At 66.0% G+C, this 22,760-nt stretch carries 18 protein-coding genes; 11 read left to right on the top strand and 7 right to left on the bottom strand.

All coding sequences use genetic code 11. From position 1 onward, the window contains the following. Nucleotide 1 precedes the first annotated feature (1 nt). The 3 genes from ABJO18_RS03830 to ABJO18_RS03820 form a co-directional block, all read right to left on the bottom strand. Entirely contained in the window at nucleotides 2-598 is a 597-nt protein-coding gene (locus ABJO18_RS03830) for a proton-conducting membrane transporter (RefSeq protein ID WP_348507243.1), read from the bottom strand. A gap of 3 nt (nucleotides 599-601) precedes the next feature. Continuing rightward, complete coding sequence (locus ABJO18_RS03825; protein ID WP_348507242.1) at nucleotides 602-1,651, bottom strand: hypothetical protein; 1,050 nt, start codon at nucleotides 1,649-1,651, stop codon at nucleotides 602-604. Nucleotides 1,652-1,863: 212 nt separating this feature from the next. After that, nucleotides 1,864-4,413 carry a TonB-dependent receptor gene (locus tag ABJO18_RS03820; protein ID WP_348507241.1) on the bottom strand — a complete coding sequence of 850 codons (2,550 nt, stop codon included), beginning with the start codon at nucleotides 4,411-4,413 and terminating at the stop codon, nucleotides 1,864-1,866. A gap of 273 nt (nucleotides 4,414-4,686) precedes the next feature. Here ABJO18_RS03820 and ABJO18_RS03815 point away from each other — a divergent pair, with 273 nt between their 5' ends. Then, complete coding sequence (locus ABJO18_RS03815; RefSeq protein WP_348507240.1) at nucleotides 4,687-6,759, top strand: S9 family peptidase; 2,073 nt, start codon at nucleotides 4,687-4,689, stop codon at nucleotides 6,757-6,759. Nucleotides 6,760-6,955: 196 nt separating this feature from the next. Here the strand turns inward: ABJO18_RS03815 and ABJO18_RS03810 are convergent, their stop codons facing one another. Both ABJO18_RS03810 and ABJO18_RS03805 read right to left on the bottom strand, forming a co-directional pair. Next, nucleotides 6,956-7,585 carry a glutathione S-transferase family protein gene (locus ABJO18_RS03810; protein ID WP_348507239.1) on the bottom strand — a complete coding sequence of 210 codons (630 nt, stop codon included), beginning with the start codon at nucleotides 7,583-7,585 and terminating at the stop codon, nucleotides 6,956-6,958. A gap of 24 nt (nucleotides 7,586-7,609) precedes the next feature. Beyond that, nucleotides 7,610-9,364 carry an amidase gene (locus ABJO18_RS03805; protein ID WP_348507238.1) on the bottom strand — a complete coding sequence of 585 codons (1,755 nt, stop codon included), beginning with the start codon at nucleotides 9,362-9,364 and terminating at the stop codon, nucleotides 7,610-7,612. 182 nt (nucleotides 9,365-9,546) lie between these two features. On the opposite strand from ABJO18_RS03805, the gene ABJO18_RS03800 reads away from it, so the two are divergent. The 4 genes from ABJO18_RS03800 (at nucleotide 9,547) to ABJO18_RS03785 (ending at nucleotide 12,542) form a co-directional block, all read left to right on the top strand. Further along, nucleotides 9,547-10,491, top strand: a complete 945-nt coding sequence (locus ABJO18_RS03800) for a hypothetical protein (protein WP_348507237.1) — start codon at nucleotides 9,547-9,549, stop codon at nucleotides 10,489-10,491. A gap of 53 nt (nucleotides 10,492-10,544) precedes the next feature. Then, on the top strand, nucleotides 10,545-11,333 hold the full coding sequence (locus ABJO18_RS03795; protein ID WP_348507236.1) for a hypothetical protein: 789 nt from the start codon (nucleotides 10,545-10,547) through the stop codon (nucleotides 11,331-11,333). Between the two features lie 139 nt (nucleotides 11,334-11,472). Then, nucleotides 11,473-11,799 carry a hypothetical protein gene (locus tag ABJO18_RS03790; RefSeq protein WP_348507235.1) on the top strand — a complete coding sequence of 109 codons (327 nt, stop codon included), beginning with the start codon at nucleotides 11,473-11,475 and terminating at the stop codon, nucleotides 11,797-11,799. Nucleotides 11,800-11,870: 71 nt separating this feature from the next. Next, nucleotides 11,871-12,542: a glutathione S-transferase gene (locus ABJO18_RS03785; protein ID WP_348507234.1), complete on the top strand. Its 672-nt coding sequence runs from the start codon at nucleotides 11,871-11,873 to the stop codon at nucleotides 12,540-12,542. Between the two features lie 63 nt (nucleotides 12,543-12,605). Here the strand turns inward: ABJO18_RS03785 and ABJO18_RS03780 are convergent, their stop codons facing one another. Next, nucleotides 12,606-14,018: a M20/M25/M40 family metallo-hydrolase gene (locus ABJO18_RS03780; RefSeq protein ID WP_348507233.1), complete on the bottom strand. Its 1,413-nt coding sequence runs from the start codon at nucleotides 14,016-14,018 to the stop codon at nucleotides 12,606-12,608. Between the two features lie 101 nt (nucleotides 14,019-14,119). Here ABJO18_RS03780 and ABJO18_RS03775 point away from each other — a divergent pair, with 101 nt between their 5' ends. Beyond that, on the top strand, nucleotides 14,120-15,064 hold the full coding sequence (locus ABJO18_RS03775) for a pirin family protein (protein WP_348507232.1): 945 nt from the start codon (nucleotides 14,120-14,122) through the stop codon (nucleotides 15,062-15,064). Between the two features lie 2 nt (nucleotides 15,065-15,066). On the opposite strand, the gene ABJO18_RS03770 is transcribed toward ABJO18_RS03775, so the two are convergent. Continuing rightward, nucleotides 15,067-16,098 (bottom strand): DUF2891 domain-containing protein, encoded by a 1,032-nt coding sequence (locus ABJO18_RS03770; RefSeq protein WP_348507231.1) that lies wholly within the window; start codon nucleotides 16,096-16,098, stop codon nucleotides 15,067-15,069. A gap of 377 nt (nucleotides 16,099-16,475) precedes the next feature. On the opposite strand from ABJO18_RS03770, the gene ABJO18_RS03765 reads away from it, so the two are divergent. The 5 genes from ABJO18_RS03765 to thrC all read left to right on the top strand — a co-directional run bounded on the left by ABJO18_RS03765 (nucleotide 16,476) and on the right by thrC (nucleotide 22,751). After that, complete coding sequence (locus tag ABJO18_RS03765; RefSeq protein WP_348507230.1) at nucleotides 16,476-18,101, top strand: phosphoenolpyruvate carboxykinase; 1,626 nt, start codon at nucleotides 16,476-16,478, stop codon at nucleotides 18,099-18,101. A 339-nt stretch (nucleotides 18,102-18,440) separates the two neighbouring features. Further along, on the top strand, nucleotides 18,441-18,593 hold the full coding sequence (locus ABJO18_RS03760) for a hypothetical protein (protein ID WP_271186038.1): 153 nt from the start codon (nucleotides 18,441-18,443) through the stop codon (nucleotides 18,591-18,593). A 122-nt stretch (nucleotides 18,594-18,715) separates the two neighbouring features. After that, nucleotides 18,716-20,506: a homoserine dehydrogenase gene (locus tag ABJO18_RS03755; RefSeq protein ID WP_348507229.1), complete on the top strand. Its 1,791-nt coding sequence runs from the start codon at nucleotides 18,716-18,718 to the stop codon at nucleotides 20,504-20,506. Then, nucleotides 20,503-21,450: a homoserine kinase gene (locus tag ABJO18_RS03750; RefSeq protein WP_348507228.1), complete on the top strand. Its 948-nt coding sequence runs from the start codon at nucleotides 20,503-20,505 to the stop codon at nucleotides 21,448-21,450. Before ABJO18_RS03755 ends, ABJO18_RS03750 begins: the two co-directional genes overlap by 4 nt. Nucleotides 21,451-21,458: 8 nt before the next feature. Beyond that, complete coding sequence (thrC, locus tag ABJO18_RS03745; RefSeq protein ID WP_348507227.1) at nucleotides 21,459-22,751, top strand: threonine synthase; 1,293 nt, start codon at nucleotides 21,459-21,461, stop codon at nucleotides 22,749-22,751. Nucleotides 22,752-22,760 lie beyond the last annotated feature (9 nt).

The raw sequence follows: 22,760 nt of genomic DNA, 5'->3' as shown, positions 1-22,760 counted from the left end.
CTCAGCCGGCAAGATCGCGCGCCTGGCCGACCCAGCTGTCGCGCTCGATCCGGCCGCGGCCATTGATACGGTCATCCCAGACTTCCACATCGGTTTCGCTCCAGGCGGCGATCTGGGCAAAGGTGGTGACGCCGCCAGCCTTGAGCGCAGCTTCGGCCTTGGGGCCCAGCCCCTTGATCCGGGTCAGATCATCCTCACCGGATGCCGTGGCCGGCTTCGCCGGAGCGTCTGCTGCCGCTGCAGGTTTTGCGGCCGCCGCCGATTTCGGAGCAGCTGCCGGCTTGGCTTTCGCCTTGGGCTTGGTCTTCGGCTTCGGCGCAGCTTCTGCGGCCGGCTCGGGCTCGGCGACCTCGGGCGTCGCGGGCGCCGCCGGTGCGACCTGGGGCGCGGCCTCGGCAGACGGTGCGCTGCGGGCCGACGCCTCGCCGAGACGGCGGGCGAGATTCTCGTTCTCCTGACGCAGGCGGGCATTGTCGGCCTGGGCCTTGTCGGCGTCGATGCTGCGCGCATCGCCGCTCCAGACCAGATAGCCCACCAGGAGGCCCAGTCCGGAGAAGATCACCAGCAGAACACCCATTTGCCAGATCAGCCAGAACATGCGTCAGTCCTCATGCGTCGAGATGGTGAATGATATCGCCGCATCCTGGTCCTGCACCAGTTCGACGGAAATGCGCGGGGTCTCGGCGCCGCCGGCATCGACCAGCCGGCTCACCTCGGCCATGCGTGCCTGGTCCAGGCCGGCCTGCACGGCTTCGCGCAGCACGCCGACGGTCAGGACCGCATCGGCCGGACAGGCGGCAAAGGCCCGGGCCACCCGGCGCAACGCAACGACCGTCAGCGGGCTCGGCGCCGCACCGGCCCGGTCGAAACGCAAATTCTCGGTACCCTGGGCCGCGCGGACGATGGCGGCACAGCCGTTGACATCGGCAATGCGGCTCACGGTCGGTGCGCCCGCCGGCATGACGATCCAGGCAGCCTCATAGGGTTCGGGCATGCTGGACAGCGCAGAGGCGACCGATTGCGCGATCTGCGGATTGGCGGCCTCGCCGACCAGCGCACCGGTTTCCGACTGCAGCACGACTGCACCGCGATCAAGGCGGGCCAGCTGTCCGAGCAGACGCTGGGCCGCGGCTTCCCAGTCCGGCGCGGCACCGCCACCCGGAACCAGGGTGAGATCGGTGTCGGCGCCATTGGCAAAGGTCGTTTCGGCGAAGGATGCGATAGCCTCGCGGGCCGCCGCGTCGGTGGCATCGCCGCGAATCAGCACCCGGCCATTCACCGCCATGTCGGCGCGGAAAACGAAACCGTGCCGCAGGCGCGCCTCGACCGTCTCGTCCGTCACAGTGGTGACCCCGCCGGCCACTCGGCCGCCGGACCAGGTCGACGCCATCACAGTCGCCAGGGCATCGTCACGCGCCGTACCGCTGGGCGCAGCGCCGCTCAGAATGGCGTGCTGTCCATCGAAGCGGACCGACGCCCAGTCGTGCCCACGCAGGCTCAAAGCCTGCTCTGCATTGGCCGTCAGCCGGTCCTCGAGCGCACGGATCGAAAACGGACCGACGCTCATTGCGAGGGCCGACACGGCAACCAGCCCGGCGATCGCTCCGAGGAGGATCCGGCGCTGTCTCGGTGTCGTGGCGAAATTCGTCATTGCGTGAAAAACCGTCCCGCGGAGCATACAACCGACAGATATCGGCGGTTTCAGGGCAAGCCTGCACCGGAATTACCATTAAAAATTCGGCATCTCCAGAGGGCAAACCCCAGATTGGGCACTCGATTGCCGCAACGCACAAACGCAGCGGCGAAAAAGAAGAGGGCCGCAGCACCGGCTGCGGCCCTCCCCTGTTCGGATTGCGCAGCCTGTTAGCGGCGGACGCGCAGGGTCACGCCATAGGTCCGCGGACGGCCCAGGAAGGCGTTGAAGGAACCGGACTGGAACGGCGCATCGAAGCCGACCTGGATGTAGTCCTCGTCGGTGATGTTCTGGCTCCACAGTTCCAGGTTCCAGCTGTCGTCGACCGCGCCGATACCGACACGGGCGTTGAACAGGGCATAACCGTCCTGGATCTTTTCCGGGTCGAGGTCGGAACCGGTATTCTGCTCCGACATCCAGCGGCCGTCGAGGTGGGCCAGCCAGCCCATGCCGTTCTCGAACGTGCCTTCATAGGTGATCGCGCCGGAGGCATACCATTCCGGAGCGAGCGAGAAATTCTGGCCCGACAGACGGTCCACGTCCGGCGTACCGGTGGCCGGGAACTCGTCATAGGTGGCGTCGGCATAGGTGACACCGCCCTGCAGGGTCAGACCGTCGATCTCGCGCGGCAACCACATGAGTTCCAGCTCGGCCCCCTGGGTGGAGGCACCCGGGATCGACGTCACGAAGAAGCCGATGCCGTTGAACGTGTTCAGCTGGTAGTTCTCGAACTCGGAAGAGAAGAGGTAGAAGTTGGCCAGCACGCTGTCATTGGCCCACTCGGTCTTGATACCGATTTCGAAGCTGTCGACCGTCTCCGCGTCGAAGGAAGCCGGATAGAGCTCCGGATTGGCCAAGACTGCGGTGAAGTTGACCGGATCGCTGCCCGCCTGGGTGAAGCGGTCGAGGTTGAAACCGCCCGCCTTGTAGCCGCGCGAATACGTGCCGTACATCAGCAGGTCTTCGTTGAAGCGGTGCGACAGCGAGATCAGGCCGGACATTTCCTCTTCCTCGAGCGACTGCGTGTGGTCGATCATGGAGTAGACGTCACGGCTCTGCGGCAAGCACGAGAAGGTGCCGAACTGGGCCAGTGTCGCAGCCGGCGTGTTGGTCGCACCGGACAGGGCCCCCAGCATTGCCTGGGCGGTCGGCGTGGAGAAGTCGAGCGCCGGGCCGAAAGCGTGTTCCCAGACCGCGCAGGCCGGGCTGTCGCTGTCGCTCCAGTCAAACGTCGCCGTCTTCTCGGTCGAGGTGTAACGCAGACCGAAGGTCAGGTCCGTCGCGTCCGTCATGTGCCACGTATTGTGGGTGAAGAAGGACAGGGCCTCGGCTTCCTGGTTGTAGTAGTCGCCGCCGGAATTCCACGCACCGGCCGGAATGGCCTGGCCCGGAGCCAGCGGGGTGAAGCCCGGGATCGGGTTGTTGAAGGCCGCCGAAATCGCCGCCACGCCGTTGGCGAGGTCAGCCACGGTCGTTGCCGAAGCACCGCCGGAGGCCAGCAGCGACAGGAAGGGCTCGAAGGCCGCGCCGACGACGATGCTGTCGCGGCGTTCCAGGGTCTCGTCGGAGAAATAGGTGCCGACCATCCAGTCGAAATTCTCGGTCGCACCGGACAGGCGCGCCTCAAAGGTCGTCACGCCGACGTCGACCGTATTGTCTTCCGGCAGGCGGTAGACGATATCGGCGCCGGTGAAGTCGACGTCCTGGCCGCTGGTGATACCGAAGGAACGATCAGAGGCGATCACGGTCAGGTCGAAATTCTCGAACGCCCAGTTCAGCTCGCCGGAGAAACCATAGTCCTCGATCTGCTGCAGCGTGGTGCGGTTCGCCTGGACGACGCGGCTGAACGGATCTTCCTGGCCCGGCAGCGGACGGCCGCCCGGCTGCAGGGCATTGATGATGCCGGCCGTCGGACCGGAAACGATCGCCGCACCGACACAGCAATCCTCGTCACGGTCGGTATAGTCGGCGCTGAGCAGCAGGTTCACATCGTCGGAGATGTCGAACAGGAGCTGGCCGTTGATCGTGTAGAAATCCTGGTTGGCATCCTCGGTCTCGCTGCGCGGACCGTTGAAGGTCTGGACCGACTGGAAGCCGTCGCGCGCGCGGCGGGCGACATAGATGCGGCCGGCCACATTCTCGGAGAGGCCGCCGGTCATGCCGCCGGCAATGCCCCAGCCATCGGCTTCGCCGCCGGACAGGGTGGCTTCGGCATGAGCACCGAACTCGTATTCCGGACGCTTGGTGACGACGTTGATGATACCGGCGGAGGTGTTGGCGCCGAACAGCGTGCCCTGCGGGCCGCGCAGCACTTCGATCCGCTCGATTTCGCCGAGATCACCGAAGCCGACACCGTTACGGGCGCGCGGTACGCCGTTGATGACGACACCGACGGAGGATTCCAGACCGGGGTTGTCACCCACGGTACCGATGCCGCGGATACGGGCGGTCGTCTGGAACTCGTTCGAGGTCGAGGTGACGTTCAGGCCCGGCGCGATTACGGCGAGGTCTTTCAGGTCGCGAACGCCGGCATTGGAAAGGAGTTCCTCGCTGTACGCCGTAACGGCGACCGGAACGTCCTGGATGCCTTCTTCGCGTTTCTGGGCCGTGACGGTGATGACGTCGACCGTGCGGCCTTCATTCTGGGCCGCGGCGTGACCGGCCGTCAGCGCAGCCGCCGAGGCGGCGGCGAACAGAATCGTGCGCTTGGTGAGTGACATGCTTTAACTACCTCCCGTATCGGCGGTCATTGCCGCCGTTTTGTTTTGAACGCGGACGAGCCGACGCCATCCGGTTCTTCTCCGAACACTTTTCGATATACCGGGTCGGCCCGGGCTGAAAAGGCGCGAAGGCCGCCTGCTGACCGGCAGGACGCTTTGCGTGTCGGTTTTCCACCGCCATGTTGCAGGACTGTCACATCACAACCCGCAGCGGCGCCATTGCTGGCGCCTCGAAGGCGGGTTTAGATGGCCGGGTATCCGAGGAGACTGCGTGTGATCAAAACGACAAGCTGTGTTCTGGCCCTCATGGCCATTTCCCTTCCCGCCTCAGCCCAGGCCATCCGGCCCCTGTCCCAGGAAGACGTGTTCCGCCTGGAAGCCGCCGCCGACCCGCAGATCGCTCCGGATGGCGGTATGGTCGCCTATGTCCGCCGCAGCAATGACATCGCCACCGACCGCACCCGCAGCGCGATCTGGGTCGTCAACGCCGATGGCAGTGGTCACCGCCAGCTCCTGCCCGGCGAAGGCGAGACCGGCAGTCCGCGCTGGTCGCCGGACGGCGCGCAGCTGGCCTATGTCCGCACGCACGACGAGACCACGACGCTGGAAGTCCTGACACTCGCTGACGGCGCCTCGCGCACCCTGACGACACTCCCTGCCGGTCAGTCCGGCCTGGCCTGGTCGCCGGACGGCACACAGCTGGCCTGGGCCGCCTTCCGGCCCGCTGCAGGCCCTGCCGCCGCAGACCTGCCCGAACGCACCGAAGACATGGACTGGGCAGCCGGCGCGCAGGTCGAGGAACGCCTCTCCTTCCGCTTCGACGGGGCCGGCGAACTGCCCATGGGCCGTCAGCAGCTCTTCGTCATCGATCTGGCCGGCGGCGAGCCGCGGCAGCTGACCGATGACGAAGCCGGCGCCGGCGGCGATTTCGCCTGGTCGGCCGATGGCCGCGCGCTCTATTTCTCCGCCGACCGCCGCCCCGACAATGGCGCCCTCGCCCCGGACAGCGAACTGCACCGGATCGACCTGGCCACCGGCGAGATCGAGACGCTGACCGGACGCACCGGTCCGGACACCACGCCGCGCCCCTCGCCCGACGGCACGCAGCTGGCCTGGCTGGGCTATGACGATCACCGGATGGGCTATCACAATGTCGAGCTATACGTCGCCGGTCCGGACGGAACCGGGCCGCGTTCAGTGACTGCAGAGCTCGACCGGTCGGTCTCGGCGCCGCAATGGAGCGCCGACGGCCGCATGATCTATTTCCTGTACGATGATTCCGGCCAGACTCGCCTTGCGCGGACCAATCTGGAGGGCCATATCGAGGTCGGGCTCGACGACCTCACCCCGCCGACCTTCGGCCGCCCCTACACCGGCGGCAGTTTCACTGTGTCGGCGAATGGGCGTGTGGCCGCGACCGTTGGGTCATCCATACGTCCCCCGGACGTCATCCTTATGTCACCGCTAGGTGATACGAGCGTGCTCACTTCACTCAACGAAGATGTCCTTGCGGAAATCGATCTCGCCCCGGCCGAGGAAATCCACTGGGCCTCGCCGCATAACGGTCTCGATATCGAGGGATGGGTGCTCTACCCGCCCGGTTTCGACCCGGCACGCGAATGGCCGATGATCCTGGAAATCCATGGCGGCCCCTTCTCCGCCTACGGCCCCACCTTCTCGGCAGAATTGCGGCTGATGGCGGCGGCGGGCTATGTCGTGGTCTACACAAATCCGCGCGGCTCAACGAGCTATGGCTACGACTTCGCCAACCTGATCCACCACGACTATCCCGGTCATGATTATGACGACCTGATGGGCGCGGTGGACCACATGATCGGCCGCGGCTTCATCGACGAGGACCGGCTGTTCGTGACCGGCGGTTCCGGCGGCGGCGTGCTGACGGCCTGGATCATCGGCAATACCGACCGCTTCGCTGCGGCCGCCGTCGTGAAGCCGGTGATCAACTGGACCAGCTTCGTGCTCTATTCCGACCTGCCGCAATTCTTCTACCGCTACTGGTTCGCCAGCGCGCCGTGGGAGGATCCGGAGGAATACTGGCGCCGCTCGCCGCTCTCGCTCGTCGGCAATGTCGAGACGCCGACGCTGATGATGGTCGGCGGTGCCGATCTGCGCACACCGCGGGCCGAGACGGAACAATACTATTCCGCCCTCCACCTCAACGGCGTGCCGACCCGGCTGGTGGTGATCCCGGACAGCTATCACGGCATCTCGAACTCGCGCCCCAGCCGCCTGCTCACCAAGGTCGCGGAAATCCTGCGCTGGTTCGAGGAGTACGATCCGGCGACACAGTCTGGCGGTGCACAGCCGGAAGCCGCCGGAGAATAGGCTTCCGGCATTTGTCATCCCGGATGGATGCCCGGCCTTGGGCCGGGCGGAAGTCCGGGACCCATAGTCACGGTCTTCATCCGGTTGGCACGAACAGCGAGCCTGCTTTCGGCCGACATCGGTGCGTATGGGTCCCGGCTCTGCGCCCCGCCTGCGCGGGGCATTCGGCCGGGATGACAGTGCTGGATGACGAAAGCTAAGCCTCCGCGCTTGGCCGGGCGCCGACGATGGCACGCCACTGGGCGAGATGGGTGAGCGTGTCGGCCGGCTTCAGCTTGATCCAGCCGGCAAAGTCCACGAACACAAAGGCCGCGATATCCGCCGCACTGAAACGCTCGCCGGCGAGATAGGGCACCTCCGCCAGACGCGCGTCCAGCACCTGGAAGAAGGCTTCGGCGCGGGCCCTGCCGCGCTCGACCAGTTCGGGCACCTGGGCATAGCGGTCCGGGCCGGTGATCGAGGAATCCTTGAAGAATTCCGAGCGGTTGCGCAGGGCCTCGGCAACGCCGAGCAGCCCCTCGCCCTCGGCCCGCGACATCCATTCGGCCACCAGAGCCTTCTCGACCGGTGTCGTGCCCATAAGCGGCGGATCGGGAAAGACTTCTTCCAGATAGCGCGCGATCGAGGTGTTATCGCTGAGCACCGTGCCGTCATCGAGGACCAGGGCCGGTACCGTGCAGCGTGGATTGACGGCCCGGTAGGCGGGTTCGAACTGGGCCTTCACACCCAGATCGACCTGCTCGGTTTCGATCTCGACGCCCTTTTCAGCCATGAAGATGCGGGCGCGGCGCGGACTGGGCGCCGCGCGATAATCATAGAATTTCATCGGTTTATCCTGACTGCCTGCTCGCTATGCAAACCCGGACGGGCGTTCGCTGGCGACACCCAGCCGCGCCTCGATCGCACGCCCCAGCGCAATGATATTGCCTTCCTCGAAGAGGGGCGCCCACAGGCTGGTGGTCTGGGGCACACGGAACTCGGCCGCGCCGGCATCCTCCTGCGCGCCGCCGAAAATCGTCCGGGTGCGCTGCTGGGAATAACCGGAGCGGAAAGCCAGCTGCGGATGGCCGGTATAATTGGTGATCAGCAGCATTCCGCCGGCAAAGTTCGGACCGATCACCGCGTCCAGCCCGTCGAAGGCCGCATGGACGTCCTGCATCACCTGACGCCGGAAGCGGTCGATATTCACATAGTCGACGGCCGAGATGAAACGGGCCCGCCGCCAGGTATTCGGCCAGGCCTGCGGCGCCTGCCAGACGAGGCTGTCATCGCTGTTGTCCAGGGTGAGATGTTCGAAGGCCGCAGCCGACTCCACCTCGACACTCGCCAGCAGCGCATCATAGGGCCGGTCCGGCAGCGCGAATTCGACAAGCTCGACACCCGCATCGCGGGCGGCCTGCAGCGCCGCCCGGTCGGCATCGGTGCCGTTTTCGAACCAGGCCGGGTTCCAGCCGACCCGCATGCCGCGCACATCGCGGGCAGCGTCCGCCTCGAACCCCGCCTCCAGCGAGCCGGGGTCCAGCGGGTCGGCGCCGTTGATCACCGACAGGATCAGCGCGGTGTCTTCCACGGAGCGCGCAATCGGTCCGATCTTGTCGAGCGACCAGCACAGCGCCATGGCGCCGGAACGCGATACCCGGCCGAAGGACGGGCGCAGTCCCGTCGTGCCGCATCGATGCGAGGGCGAAACGATCGAGCCGAGCGTTTCCGTGCCGATACCGAAAGCCACCAGTCCCGCCGCCGTCGCCGAGGCCGATCCGGCACTGGAGCCGGAAGACCCTTCCTGCGGGTTCCACGGATTGCGGGTCTGCCCGCCGAACCAGCGGTCGCCATAGGCCAGCGCACCATTGGTCGTCTTGCCCAGCAGGACGGCCCCCGCCTCGCGCAGCATTACGGCGATACGGGCATCCTGTTCGGCGACACGCTCGCGATAGGGCGTGGCGCCCCAGGTCGCCGCCACACCGGCCACATCGATGATATCCTTCATGCCGTAGGGGATGCCGTGCAACGGCCCCAGAAGACGCCCGTCCGCAAGTGCGCGATCGCACTGATCGGCCTCGGCGCGCGCGATCTCCGGCGTCACGGTGACGAAACAGTGCAGCGTGCCGTTATAGCGGGCGATCCGGTCGAGATAGATCTCGGTCAGCCGGCGCGCGGACAGCGCCCCGGAGCGTATCCACCCGGCCTGCTGCCAGACCGGTGCGAAGGCGATATCGGCATCATTGGCCGGCAATGGCCCGGCCCCATGCCCGGACAGGCTGACCGCGTTTGACTGGGAACGGTAGGCAACACCCGGCAGACGCGGATCGAACATGCAGGACGGCGCCAGCGTGTTCGGTTTTTCGACAGCCCGCTGCTGCGAGGTTCTCGCGATCCAGTCGTCGAGACCGGCCACAACCTGCTCACGCTCGGCGTCCGTATAGCGGATATCGAACAACGCCTCGGCGCAGTGCAGCGTATCGGTCGAGACGGCCGGCGCGGCAGCATCTGCTGCGGCGGAGGCCGCGTCCTGGCGCGCCAGTGCCGGACCGGCGGCCCCGGCGGCAACGACGGCGACCGCCCCTCCCTTGAGCAGCTCGCGCCGCGTCGAAACCTTGTCGGACATTGCTCCCTCCCCGGATTTTCTGACGAAGAGCGTGGGCGCCAACCCACCGGAATTCAATACACAAGCGGCAGAGAAAGACCGGACGACCCACAAATCGCCGCATTCCGCCCCATTTCGGTTCACAATTGGCCGTTAACCATGGTTGAAACGCCAATGCGGCGCGCGCCAACCGGGGGGAGGCCATGCCCTTAGACCAGATGGAAAACACCGTGCTCGACCGAAGCGATTTCGGCAGTAGCCAGGACTATTCAACCGAAGCGACCGAGATGCGCGAGACCCGCGCACCGGCCGCGATGATCCAGTTGTCGCGTGCCCGGGCCATCGCCCGCGCCCGTCATGCCGACCTGTTGAAATTCCGCCGCACCTGGGGCGGCGCGATCAACGACCCGGCCGAGGACGGCAAGGCTGACGAGGCCCGTCCGGCGGTGAAGCCGATCGACCGGGCGGCGGTCTATCCCAAATCCCACATCCTGCACTTCTCCGTGCTGGCAACCCTGGTGCTGTTTGAAGGCCTGGCGAATGCCTATTTCTTCTCGAAGGGCTCGGACCTCGGTCTGCTGGGCGGCTGGCTGCAGGCCATCACCGTCTCCTTCACCAATGTGATCGCGGCCTTCTTCCTGATCGGCTTCATCGGCCTGCGTCACATGTCGAACCGCAACAAGCCGATTATCGCCGCGCTCGCCGCGGTCGGTGTCGGTGTCACGGTTGCCGCGCTGGGCCTTTTGAACCTCACCGCAGCCCATTTCCGCGACCTGCTGGAACTGAATGCGGCCACGCTTGCGCTGGGCGGTGCCGAAACCACGGGCACGGTGCTGACGCCGGTTCTGGATGCGCGGGCCAACCCGTTCAACCTGCAGACCCTGGAAGCCCTGCTGCTGTTCATTCTCGGCTCCACCTTCGCCGCCATCGCGGCCTACAAGGGCCGCACCTTCGACGATGCCATCCCCGGCTATGGCGGGGTTTCCCGCCGGCTGGATGCAGCGTCGCGCGATCTGGAAAAGGCACTGGAAACAGGCTGGAAGGACGCGAAGAAGCTGTCGGCTCCCGAGCTGGAAGAGCTTGTCGAGGCCAAGGCCCTCCTGGATGAAATCTGCCAGGATCTGGCCGGACCGGGCCACCAGCGTTAAGACAGACGGGCCGGTGCGGGGCTGCACCGGTTCGACCTGCGACGGGAGGGGGCATGTCCGGACGCGATCTCATCGGGCTTTTCAACCTGATCATCATCGCCGGCGTTGTCGGCGCCATCAGCTATGCCGCCTTCGTTCTGAAGCCGGCGGAGTATGACAGCCAGACACTGTGCCTGGTCGACGAGACGCCGCCTCACCGCGTTGTCGTGATCGACAAGACCGATCTTTATTCAACCGCCCAGGCGGACGCGATCGGCGCTGTGATCCTGGGCGAGCGCAATGCGCTGGCGGTCGGCGAACGCTTCTCGCTCTACGAGCTCAACGAAAGCGGCGAGCTTCGCAACACCAACCGCTTCTCCCTGTGCAATCCGGGCGCCGGCGAGCAGGTCAATCCGCTCTATCGCAATCCCGAACGCGTGCAGGCCCGCTACAATGCGCTGTTCGCCGAACCGCTGCAGCGAGCGCTGGCCGATCTCGTCCTGCCCAAGGACGCCCCCTCAAGCCCGATCATCGAAGCACTCGCCCGCCTCGGCCAGGATCCGGCCTTCGACCGGACCGTGCCCCAGCGGCGCATCGTGCTCGTCTCCGACATGCTGCAGAATTCGGACGTTTTCTCGGTCTATGGCCGGCGCCGGGGCAGTTTCGAACAGCGCGTTCCGCCGGCCCGCGCCGTCGCGGATATCATCCGCGAGACCTATGGCGACAGCCTGCGCGGCACCGAGCTGGAAATCCGCCTGATCCCGCGCGAGACGTGGGAAGCCGAACAGCGCGGCGAGCTGCAGGCCTATTGGAGCGAGATTTTCCGACAGCTCGGCGTTCGCGCCTACTGGCTGGACATCTAGCGCCGCCCATCCTCTCCCTGACCGCAGTTTTCCACATCCCCGAACCGGGATGCATAGGATATGCATTTCCCTGACTCGCGACGCGCACCACAATATCTGGTATCGAAAATGACACGATGCGCTAGAGATGGGGCTCACCATGTCCATTCAGCCCGCCCGCAACGCGACCGGAACACGCGCTCTGGACCGTGAGGCGCGCCGCCTGCTCGATCGCGACATGCTCACCTTCTGCGCCCGCCAGCCGCAGCTTGCGGAGCTGGCCTTCACACTCGCCGACCATGGTCACACCCATGTCGGCCATGTGGCCAGCCTGACCTTCTTCACAATTCTCGATCTTGCCGGCGGCGACCGTGCGCTGGCTGAAGAATTGCAGCACCGGCTTCGCCATGCCGGTCTCGATACCGGTCTTTCCCTGCCCGACTGGCAGCCGCCGACGGGCGATGTGATCGAACCGATGCTCGATTAAGGTTTTGCATTGCCGCACCGCACAGGCGCTCTATCTTCGCGGGAAGTGACGAAACCCGCGGGACGATAGCCATGATCACGGTGCACCACCTCAACAATTCGCGCTCGCAGCGCATTCTCTGGCTGCTGGAGGAAATCGGGCAGACCTATGAAATCCGCAAGTATGAGCGCGACGCGCAGACCATGCGCGCGCCGGCGCCCCTCAAGGAGGTTCACCCGCTGGGCAAGTCGCCGGTGATTTCCGATGGCGACCGCGTCATCGCCGAGTCCGGTGCGATCACGGAGTATCTGGTCGATACATACGGTGCCGCCCTCAAGCCGGAAGCCGGCAGCGACGATCACCGGCGCTATGTCTACTGGCTGCACTTCGCCGAAGGCTCGGCCATGCCGCCCCTGCTGGTGAAACTCGTGGTCGACCAGATCGCCAAGGCGAAAATGCCCTTCTTCGCCAAACTGATCGCGCGCTCGATCGTGACCCGGCTCAATGACGGTTTCGTCCAGCCCGAGATCGACAATATCTTCGGCTATATCGAGACCGAACTGTCCGGGCGTGACTGGTTCGCCGGCGACATTTTCTCGGCCGCCGACATCCAGATGAGTTTCCCGCTGGAAGCGGCGGCAGCCCGTGGCGGTATCGGCAAGGCCTATCCAGCCATCCAGGCCTGGCTGGAACGCATCCACAATCGCCCCGCCTATGTGCGCGCTCTGGAACGCGGCGGCGAATACGGGATCGTCGGGCGCTGATGTCATGAAAAGGCGGGAGCCACGCTCCCGCCTTTTCCCTGTCAGACTGCTTGCGGTCAGAGCCTACTGGCTTGCCGTTTCGTCCGGCGTTTCGCGAAAATCGACATCCGTCTCCGCCGCCAGGTAAACCAGAGCGGCATAGGCGGCGACATTCTGGGCCAGCTCGTCCGGATCGATCTTGTCCAGCGTGTCGTCCGGCGTGTGGTGCAGGTCGAAATAATCCTCGCCATTCTGCTCAAGGCGCACGGTCGGCACGCCTTGCATGGCCAGCGGGATGATGTCCGGGCCGCCGCCGGGCTCGTTCGAGCCGCCGCGGATAATCCCCAGCGGTGCGATAACCCGGCCCACCTCGTCGATCACCGGCGTGCCGGCGTCCGAGACGTTCGAGGACAGGCGCCAGATGGTCCGGGCACCGAAATCCGACTCGGTTGCCAGCACGTGGTTGGCCACCTCATCGGCATGCTGTTCGGCATAAGCACGCGCGCCCAGCAGACCGACTTCCTCGGCCCCGAACATCACCACGCGGATCGTGCGGCGCGGCCGTTGCGGCAGGTCGGCGATCAGCTTGGCGGCCGCGACAGTGATCGCGACACCGGCCCCGTCGTCGACAGCCCCCGTGCCCAGATCCCAGCTGTCGAGGTGACCGCCGATCAGCACGATCTCTTCCGGGTTTTCGCGCCCGACAATGTCCAGCACCACATTGCCGCTGGTCACTTCACCGTGCCAGCCGGCAACGGAATTCACCGTCAGGCTGATGGCCTCGCCATTATTGTGGAGGCGGCGCAGATGGTCGGCATCGGGATTGGAGACCGCGATCACCGGGATGTCGGCCCAGCTGCCGTCCAGATCGCTCATCATGCCGGTGTGCGGGAAGCGGTGGCTGTCCGAGCCGACCGAGCGGACGACCAGGGCCGAGGCGCCGGCGCGCTCGGCATGCTGCCAGCCGATGCGGCGGCGCTGATTGGCCGGGCCATAGCCGGCCCCGACCTGGCTGCGGACCATGATGTCGCCATCGATGAAGGCAATGCGGCCTTCCAGCGAACCGTCTTCGGCGGCCACCAGGTCGTCGACGGTGCGGAAATACACGATCTCGGACTGAACGGAGCCAGCCCCCGAACCACCCAGCGCCGTACCGTGCAGCTCCATCTCGTAGGGCGCGGTCATGGTGATGGACAGGCTGTCGCGATCCCAGAAGGGCATGGTGAAGCCTTCGACCTCGACGCGGTCGAAACCCAGTTCCTGCCCCAGCGCCGCGCCCCAGGCACGTGCACGCTCCTCGGCTTCGGAGCCCGCAAGGCGCGGCCCGATTTCCGTCGTCAGCGACTCGACAATGTCATAGGCCAGATCGCTTTCGAGCGCGGTCTCCATCAGCGTGCGCGCCGTGGCGGCCGCTTCCGGTGAAATGTCCTGGCGCTCCTGACCGATTGTTTCCGCTGTGAGAAACATGGTCATTCCAAGGGCGACAATTGCTTTCATCCTTACCTCCCCACACATTCGGTGCGTCACTATGAAACGCTTTGCCCCCGGCGCAAGGGCCGGGGCTGTGAAAGCCGTCACCAACAGATGGGAGCGAAACGATGGACAACAAGATCGAACGAACCATTCAGGGCCGCACGCGCGACCTGGGCGGGTTTGAAGTCCGCCGTGTCCTGCCCTATGCGCGCCGCCGCATGGTGGGGCCCTTCATCTTTTTCGACCAGATGGGCCCGGCCGACTTCGCGCCGGGCCAGGGCATCGATGTGCGCCCTCACCCCCACATCGCCCTGGCCACCGTGACCTATCTGTTCGACGGCGCCATGCAGCACAAGGACAGTCTCGGCGTCGACCTGACGATCCGCCCCGGCGATGTGAACTGGATGACGGCCGGCCGCGGCGTGGTGCATTCCGAACGCACACCGGACGAGGAACGGGCTGCCGGGCACCGCCTCTACGGCATCCAGACCTGGGTCGCCCTGCCCTCGGACAAGGAAGGGATCGAGCCGGCCTTCCATCACCACAAGGCCGAGACCCTGCCGCGCTTCGAGCGCGACGGCGGCGATTTCCGGCTGATCCTCGGCACGGCGTGGGGGCACCGGTCTCCCGTCGAGGTGTTCTCGCCCATCGTCTACCTGCACGGCGAATTGCGGGCGGGCGCCTCGACCAAGCTCAATCTCGAGCATGACGACGTGGCAGTCTATCTCGTGGAAGGCGCTGTGACCGTCGACGGCCAGGCGCTCGAACCGGGTGAAATGGCCGTGATCGAACCGGGCACGGCGCCGGAGCTGGGCGCGCAATCGCCCAGCCGCATCATGATCTGTGGCGGCGCCCCCCTGGGCGGCCGGCACATCTACTGGAATTTCGTTGCCAGCGACGAAGCCGATATCGACGCGGCCAAGCGTGACTGGGTCGCGGCGGCCGAAGCCGGTTTCCCGGCCGGGGGACGCTTCATCCTGCCGCCGGACGAACAGGAACACATCCCCCTGCCCGACGACATCAAGCGCGAAGAGCCGGTCAAACCGACCCCGGACTGCCCGACCAGCTGATCTCAGCCATCCTCGCCGGCGGACGGCACGGCGCGCCATCCCGGTGCGTCGAGCGCGCGGCCCGTCACGTAGTAGGTCGCAAAGCTCGCGAGCCAGTGTCCGCCGGCATAATCCTCACCCGTCACCGAGGCGATACCCGCCTCGCCATGGCGCTGCGCGCTGGCCCGCAGGGCTGCGATACGCGGATCGCCCGGCGGCAGGGCATGGGCGATCGCATCGAGATTCCAGGCGCGCGACAGGTTCACGCCGTCCAGGTGGACCAGCTTGCCATCGGTCGGATCGACGACCCGTCCGGGTTCCAGCCAGTCGGCGGACCCGTCCTCCGGGATGCCCGGCAGGAAACTGCCCAGCCAGTTCGCGAACTCGGCCTGCGGCATCACGCGCCGCATGAGATCCGCCTCCATCAGGCAGGGAGACAGGAAGTCCTCGCCGGACGGTTCATAGGCGATCGGACAGTCGCGGTCCTCGATATGGAATTCGCGCGCCTTGTCGACGATCAGCCTTTCCAGCGCGACATCACCGGTCGCCCGCGCCCAGTCCAGCGCCAGCGCGAAGCCGAAGGCCGACTGGTTGTGCGTGCCGATCCGGATCGGATAGAGCAGATTGGGCAGCCAGGCCTTGTACCGGTCGGCCACCGCCGTCTCGAGCGGCGCCAGCGCCGCCAGCCAGCGTTCGGCCCGCGGATCGTCCCATTCGCGCAGTTCCAGACCAAGCTGCAGCAGCCAGGCCAGACCATAGGGCCGCTCGAACGAGCCGCGCCCCTCGCCGCCGAAATAGGCCACTTCGCCGGCAATATTCCCCGGCGTCAGATTGGCATCGAGTGCCGCTGTCGCGCGGTCGGCCAGCTCACCGTCTCCGGCCTCGCGCAACAGCCGGACCAGCAGCCAGTGGCCGTGGACTGCCGAATGCCAGTCATAGCAACCATAGAAAGCCGGATAGAGTTGCCGCGGGGTCAGCGCGTCCTCGCCGGATTGCAGCACATGCGAGATCTTGTTGGGATATTCGCGCTGCACGCAATCCAGCGCCAGTTGCATGAAGCGGACATTGCGCTCAGACGACGCAGGCGTTTCCTGTGCAAAAGCAGACGAGGCAGAAAAAACCGAAGCAATTGCGGCACATGCCAGGAGTTTTTGCGATACCATTTCGTTCCCCATCCTTCACTTTCAATTTCCGGCGTGACCGAAGGGCTTTTCTGCCCCCGGACGATCTGCTACCGCCGGAATACCAAAACCGTTCGACCCGTGTGGCAAGCGTCTTGCTCCCGGGATCGGCGATAACAGGGTGCGCGAACAGTCCCGTTTCACACAAGCGCCCGCAAACAGGTGAGTGGCTCACCGGCGCCCGGCCCGACACGGTCCGGACCGGAACCATGAAGAGCGAGCAGACTGACCACACTGGGGAAGCAGGAAACATGTCGAACTCCGATACGCGTGATGGCGGGCTCAAAGCCCTTGGCGTCAATGCCGGCCGCGTAAATCTGAACTGGAACGAGGCCCGTCTCTATGAGGAGGCTGTGCGCCGTGGCGAGGGTGAAGTCGCCGAGGGCGGCCCGCTGGTCGTGAAGACCGGCACCCATACCGGCCGCTCCGCCAAGGACAAGTTCACCGTCCGCGATGCGGAGACCGAGAACCAGGTCTGGTGGGATACCAATGCGTCCATCACGCCCGAACAGTTCGACACGCTGTGGCAGGACTTCAAGGCGCACATGGACGGCAAGGAAGTCTTCGTCCAGCAATTGTTCGGCGGCGCCGATCTCGATCACCGCCTGCCGGTGCGCGTCGTCAACGAGCTGGCCTGGCACTCCCTCTTCATCCGCCACCTGCTGCGCCGTCCGGAACCGGCCGAGCTGGACGGGTTCGAAGCCGAGTTCACCATCGTCAACCTGCCCAGCTTCCAGGCCGACCCCGCGCGCCATGGCTGCCGCTCGGAAACGGTGATCGCGGTCGATTTCGCGCGCAAGCTGGTCCTGATCGGCGGCACGTCCTATGCCGGCGAGACGAAGAAATCGGTCTTCACCATCCTCAACTACCTGCTGCCCAAGAAGAAGATCATGCCGATGCACTGCTCGGTGAATGTCGGCAGCCAGGACGATGCCGCGATCTTCTTCGGCCTGTCCGGCACCGGCAAGACCACGCTGTCGGCCGATGCCAGCCGCACGCTGATCGGCGATGACGAGCACGGCTGGTCGGAGAACGGCCTCTTCAATTTCGAGGGCGGCTGCTACGCCAAGATGATCCGCCTGTCGGCCGAAGCCGAGCCGGAGATCCATGCCACCACGAAGATGTGGGGCACGGTGCTGGAAAACGTCGTGATGGATCCGGAAACGCGCCAGCTCGATCTGGACGATGACAGCCTGGCCGAGAACAGCCGCGGCGCCTATCCGATGCACGCCATTCCGAACGCGTCGGCGACCGGCCGCTGCGGACATCCGAAAAACCTGGTCATGCTGACCTGCGACGCGTTCGGCGTGCTGCCGCCGATCGCCAAGCTGACCCCGGCCCAGGCGATGTATCACTTCCTGTCCGGCTATACCGCCAAGGTGGCCGGCACGGAAAAGGGCGTCACCGAGCCGACCGCGACCTTCTCGGCCTGTTTCGGCGCGCCCTTCATGCCGCGCCACCCGGCCGATTACGGCGCCCTGCTGCGCGAGCTGATCGCCGAACACGATGTCGATTGCTGGCTGGTCAATACCGGCTGGACCGGCGGCGCCTATGGCACCGGCCACCGCATGCCTATCAGGGCGACGCGCGGCCTGCTCAATGCCGCACTGGACGGCTCGCTGAACAATGCCGCCTTCCGTGAGGACAAGCTGTTCGGCTTCATGGTGCCGATCGCGGTTCCCGGTGTCGATGAGGCCATCCTTGACCCACGCGCGACCTGGTCCGACCCGGCCGCCTATGACGCCCAGGCCGCCAAGCTGGTGACCATGTTCGTCGAGAACTTCACCAAGTTCGAGGACAATGTGGCGGCCTATGTCCGCGCCGCCGCGCCCAAGCTGCCGGCGCGTGAAAAGACGCTGGAAACCGCGGCCGAATAGGTCTTCCGCCTTCCGGATTGAAGGACCCCGGCTGCCATCAGCCGGGGTCTTTTTGTGTCTGCCCCCCGGAAGAACCGGCACAGGCCTGCCGATTGATGACGTTCACATTCCGATACCCAGAACGGGATTTTTCAGGACAATCTTCGGCAAAGCTGTCGGTGCAGAAATTTTATTCCGGATTTCACCAGGGCTGGCGCACCAGGTTTCAGCCAAAAAATTGCGTCAGTTCGGTGAAAAAGCACCTCCAGAGCAAAATTTGTTTGACCCGCCGGAGCAAATGAGCCTTCCTAGGGTGACTTCGCAAGCGCAGCACGCCGCTGCCGCAGGGATGGACCCGTCATGACGCTCGACGCCATGAACATCGCCGGCCTTCAGACCCAGACCGTCACCGGTCTGTCCGGTCGCGGCGGCGCCATGCCCGGCGGCCTCGGTACCACCACGACCACCATTATGACCACCTCCTGGACACGGGGGGCGGCCGGCGTGCGTTAGCGGACCAGAAAACCGCAACACACCGACCCCGCTCCCCGGCCCCGGCGAGCGGGTTTTTTTGTGCCCGAAATTCACTCTTCACCCATCAGCCAGACCCGAAAAGACCCAAAGGACCCAGACCCATGCCCCTCGACCTCGATGCCCGAAAACCGCTGAAGCTTTGCGTTCTCAAATTCGGAAGCTCCGTCCTCCAGAAGCCCGACGACTATGTCCGCGCCGCTCACGAAATCTATCGCCACACGCGTGCCGGCGAGAAGGTTGTCGCGGTCGTGTCGGCCCTGGAAGGTGAAACCGACGCCCTGTTTGCCGTCGGTGGCGATGTCGGTCAGGGGTCCAGCGACGGCCTGATGGCCCGGCTGGTCCGGTGCGGCGAGCTGAAGTCTGCAGCGCTGATGGGTCTGGCGCTGGAGCGAACCGGCATTCCCTCTGCCGTGCTCGATCCGCATGAAATGGGTCTGATGGCCGATGGCGAACCGCTCGACGCGAATCTCACGGGTCTCGATTCCGACCGCGTCCTGGCGCATTTCGAAAGCGCCGACGTGATCGTCGCGCCGGGCTTCTTCGGGGAAGGTGTTGCAGGGCCGGTCACGCTGGGTCGTGGCGGGACGGATCTGACGGCGGTCGAGTTCGCGCACTGGCTCGATGCCGACCGGGTCCGGCTGATCAAGGATGTCGACGGGGTCTACACGGATGATCCGGCCAGGGTTGCCGATGCCGAACGCCTCGACCAGCTGGACTATGACGAGGCGGTCCGCGTGAGCCGGGGTCTCGTTCAGGAAAAGGCGATCTTCCGGGCGCGCGACAACCAGGTCGTGATCGAGGTCGCCGCTCTGGGGCGTCCCTATGCGACGCGCATTGCCGGACGCGTGCAGCAACGCCCGGGCCCGGTTCCGGCCGCGCGCAAGCTGAAAGTCGCCGTGCTGGGCCATGGCGCCGTCGGTGCCGGCGTGTGCTCCCATCTGCTTGCCCATCCCGGCCGGTTCGAGCTCGCTCCGGTTCTCGTACGCGACCCGGCCAAGCATGCAGCCGCCTGCGATCGGCCGCTCGAATTCACCGACGACCCGGCCGTCGCCCTCGCCGGAACGCCGGACATTGTGGTGGAAACGCTGGGCGGTACGGATACGGCCCGCGCGCTGAGCCAGACCGTGCTGCGCGACGGCAGCCATCTTGTCACCGCCAACAAGGCCGTGGTGGCCCTCGATATCGACCGCCTCAACGACCTCGCCCGCCAGCAGGGACGGCAGCTGCGCTATTCGGCGGCTATCGGCGGCGGCGTTCCGATCCTGGAACTGGTCGACCTGCTCGGCCGCAATGGCGAAATCCTCGCCGTGGAAGGCGTGATGAACGGCACGTGCAATTTCATCTTCGACCAGCTCAAACAGGGCACACGTCTCGCCGACGCCGTCAGCGAAGCCCAGCGACTGGGCTTTGCCGAGGCCGACCCCAGCACCGATCTCGACGGTCATGATGCCGCCGACAAGCTGGTCCTGCTGGCCCACCACGCCTTCGGCGTCACGCTGCACCCCAGCCAGATCGAGAAGGAAAGCCTGAACGATCTCGACGGCAACCGGATCCGCGCCGTCAACGAGAAGGGCATGGTGTTCAAACAGATCGCCCGCTGCGAAGCGACCCCGGACGGACGCGTCGAGGCACGCGTCGAAATCGTCGCCCTGGAGCCGGATCACCCGCTGGCCGGACTGGTCAATGAAGGCAATGGCTTCCTCGTGAAGCTGCCGCAGAAGACGGTTTCCCTGCGCGGCAAGGGCGCCGGCCGCTGGCCGACGGCGGAAGCGGTCTTTGCCGATATCATGGACATCCAGCGCTCCTATCTCACCGGCGAGGCCGAGGCGTCGCCCGTACCGGAGAATCCGCTTAGCCATATCCGCCGAATGTCGACGGGACAGGTGGCATGACGACAGCAAATCCGGCGGCCCGCGCCAGCGCGCCCGCCAGTGTGGGGAATGTCGGGGTCGGCTTCGACGTGCTCGGCCTCGCCTTCGACGCCGTGCGTGACGAAGTCTGCGCGACACGGGAAGACCAGCCCGGTGTGCGGCTCGGCTCGGTTTCGGGCCTGGTCGACAGCCTGCCGGCCGAACCGGAGCGCAATTGTGCCCTCGCCGCAGCCGCGGCCGTGCTTGATGCCGCGAAGGCCGATTTCGGCCTGCGGATCGATGTGCACAAGGGCGTGCCGCTGAGTGCCGGCATGGGCGGTTCCGCCGCCTCGGCCGTCGCGGCTGCCGGCGCCGCCAATGCACTGCTCGACAAGCCCTTTTCCGACATCGAACTCCTGCCCCTGGCCATGGAAGGCGAGAAGGTCTCCGCCGACCCGCCGCCCTGGGACAATGTCATGGCGGCGCTGCTGGGCGGCCTCGTCCTGGCGGCCCGTCTCGACCCGCCCCTGATCCGGCGCCTGCCCCTGCCCGAGGGGATCGCCTGCGTGGTCTTCCACCCCCAGCGCAAGATCGAGACCCAGGCTGCACGCGAACTCCTCTCGCCGCAGATCTCCAAGGACATTGCCGTCGAGCATTCGCGCAACATGGCCAGCTTCGTGGCCGGTTGCGCCAGCGGCGATCTCGACCTCGTGGCCAGCGGCCTGCGCGATATCTTCATCGAACCGCAACGGGCCAGCCTGCTGCCCGAACTGGCACCGGTCCAGGCCGCCGCGCTTGAAGCCGGCGCGCTGGGCTGCTCCTTCTCCGGCTCCGGCCCGTCCGTCTTCGCCTGGACCCGGGTGGCCGACCTCGACGCCACGCGTACAGCCATGGCCGCAGCCTTTGCTGCAGCCGGATGTCCGGCAACCGCCTATGATGCCCCGCTGAATTCCCCCGGGCTCCGGATCGAACCCCAAAAGGGATAGTGCCGCTCATGCTGTTTCACTCCACCCGCGGCAACGCGCCTGCCGTCACCGCCGACATCGCGCTCAAGGCCGGCGCGGCACCCGATGGCGGCCTCTACCTGCCTGAAAGCCTGCCTGCCTTCGCCACCGGCGACTTCGCCGACACGCCGGGGCTCGGCGATCTGGGCGCACGCCTGCTCGCCCCCTTCTTCGAGGGCTCGCCGCTGGCGGGCGCCATACCGGACATCTGCCGCGATGCGTTCGACTTTCCGGCGCCCTGCGTCACCCCGCAATCGAGCGATAATGGGCCGGCCGTGCTCGAACTGTTTCATGGCCCGACCGGCGCCTTCAAGGATTTCGGTGCCCGTTTTCTGTTCCGCAGTTTCAGCGCCCTGGGCCAGAATACCGACGCTCCGGTCACGGTTCTGGTCGCCACCTCGGGCGATACAGGCGGGGCCGTCGGCTGTGCGGCCGAAGGCGTGCCCGGCGTGCGTGCCGTCATCCTGTTTCCAAAAGGCCGCATCTCGGCCTTCCAGGAACACCAGCTGTGCTGCTGGAAGCCGCCCGTATCGGCACTCCGCGCGGCCGGCGATTTCGACGCCTGCCAGGCCCTGGTCAAGGCGGCCTTTGCCGATGCCGGCCTGACCGCAAAGCATGCCCTGACCTCGGCCAACTCGATCAGCATCGGCCGCCTGCTGCCGCAAATGGTCTACTGGTCCCGCGCCGCGCTCGACATGGAAGCCGAGACCGGGATGAAGCCCGGCCTCGTCATCCCCACAGGCAATCTGGGCAATGCCTTTGCTGCCATCCTGGCACGGGCCTGCGGCCTGCCGATCGGTCCGATCGTGCTGGCCACCAACGCCAACACCACCCTGTCCGACTGGTTCTCCTCGGGCCGCTATTCAGCGCGCGCATCGATTGCGACCATTGCCAATGCGATGGACGTCGGCGCGCCGAGCAATTTCGAGCGCCTGGACGGGTTCGACGGTGGCCAGATCGCCGGCGTGGAATGCATCGGCGACGACACGATCCGTGCCCGCCTGCGGACGACGTTCAAGGACAGCGGCTATATTGCCTGCCCGCACACGGCGACCGGTCTGGAAGCCCATGCACGCCTGCCCGAAGCCGAGCGCAAGGCCCGGCCCTGGATTGTCGCCGCAACCGCCCACCCCGGAAAATTCGCCGATATCGTCGAACCGGTCATCGGCCGGAAGGTCGACCTGCCGCCGGCCCTGTCCGGGGTTCTCGAGCGCGAGGTGCGGGTCAGCGATATCGTACCGGAACTGGCGGCTCTCACCGCAAGTCTGGACGCCGGAAGCTGATTGTCGTCG

The sequence above is a fragment of the Maricaulis sp. genome (genome assembly GCF_039978735.1).
Lineage (GTDB): Bacteria > Pseudomonadota > Alphaproteobacteria > Caulobacterales > Maricaulaceae > Maricaulis.
The sequence above is the reverse complement of the archived record's forward strand: the minus strand, read 5'-3'. Positions and strand labels throughout refer to the sequence as shown.

Excerpts from the sequence above, each read along its gene's own strand:
- ABJO18_RS03830 (WP_348507243.1), bottom strand. The coding sequence starts at position 598 with ATGTTCTGGCTGATCTGGCAAATGGGTGTTCTGCTGGTGATCTTCTCC.
- ABJO18_RS03825 (WP_348507242.1), bottom strand. The coding sequence starts at position 1,651 with ATGACGAATTTCGCCACGACACCGAGACAGCGCCGGATCCTCCTCGGA.
- ABJO18_RS03820 (WP_348507241.1), bottom strand. The coding sequence starts at position 4,413 with ATGTCACTCACCAAGCGCACGATTCTGTTCGCCGCCGCCTCGGCGGCT.
- ABJO18_RS03810 (WP_348507239.1), bottom strand. The coding sequence starts at position 7,585 with ATGAAATTCTATGATTATCGCGCGGCGCCCAGTCCGCGCCGCGCCCGC.
- ABJO18_RS03805 (WP_348507238.1), bottom strand. The coding sequence starts at position 9,364 with ATGTCCGACAAGGTTTCGACGCGGCGCGAGCTGCTCAAGGGAGGGGCG.
- ABJO18_RS03800 (WP_348507237.1), top strand. The coding sequence starts at position 9,547 with ATGCCCTTAGACCAGATGGAAAACACCGTGCTCGACCGAAGCGATTTC.
- ABJO18_RS03795 (WP_348507236.1), top strand. The coding sequence starts at position 10,545 with ATGTCCGGACGCGATCTCATCGGGCTTTTCAACCTGATCATCATCGCC.
- ABJO18_RS03790 (WP_348507235.1), top strand. The coding sequence starts at position 11,473 with ATGTCCATTCAGCCCGCCCGCAACGCGACCGGAACACGCGCTCTGGAC.
- ABJO18_RS03785 (WP_348507234.1), top strand. The coding sequence starts at position 11,871 with ATGATCACGGTGCACCACCTCAACAATTCGCGCTCGCAGCGCATTCTC.
- ABJO18_RS03780 (WP_348507233.1), bottom strand. The coding sequence starts at position 14,018 with ATGAAAGCAATTGTCGCCCTTGGAATGACCATGTTTCTCACAGCGGAA.
- ABJO18_RS03775 (WP_348507232.1), top strand. The coding sequence starts at position 14,120 with ATGGACAACAAGATCGAACGAACCATTCAGGGCCGCACGCGCGACCTG.
- ABJO18_RS03770 (WP_348507231.1), bottom strand. The coding sequence starts at position 16,098 with ATGCAACTGGCGCTGGATTGCGTGCAGCGCGAATATCCCAACAAGATC.
- ABJO18_RS03765 (WP_348507230.1), top strand. The coding sequence starts at position 16,476 with ATGTCGAACTCCGATACGCGTGATGGCGGGCTCAAAGCCCTTGGCGTC.
- ABJO18_RS03760 (WP_271186038.1), top strand. The coding sequence starts at position 18,441 with ATGACGCTCGACGCCATGAACATCGCCGGCCTTCAGACCCAGACCGTC.
- ABJO18_RS03755 (WP_348507229.1), top strand. The coding sequence starts at position 18,716 with ATGCCCCTCGACCTCGATGCCCGAAAACCGCTGAAGCTTTGCGTTCTC.
- ABJO18_RS03750 (WP_348507228.1), top strand. The coding sequence starts at position 20,503 with ATGACGACAGCAAATCCGGCGGCCCGCGCCAGCGCGCCCGCCAGTGTG.
- thrC (WP_348507227.1), top strand. The coding sequence starts at position 21,459 with ATGCTGTTTCACTCCACCCGCGGCAACGCGCCTGCCGTCACCGCCGAC.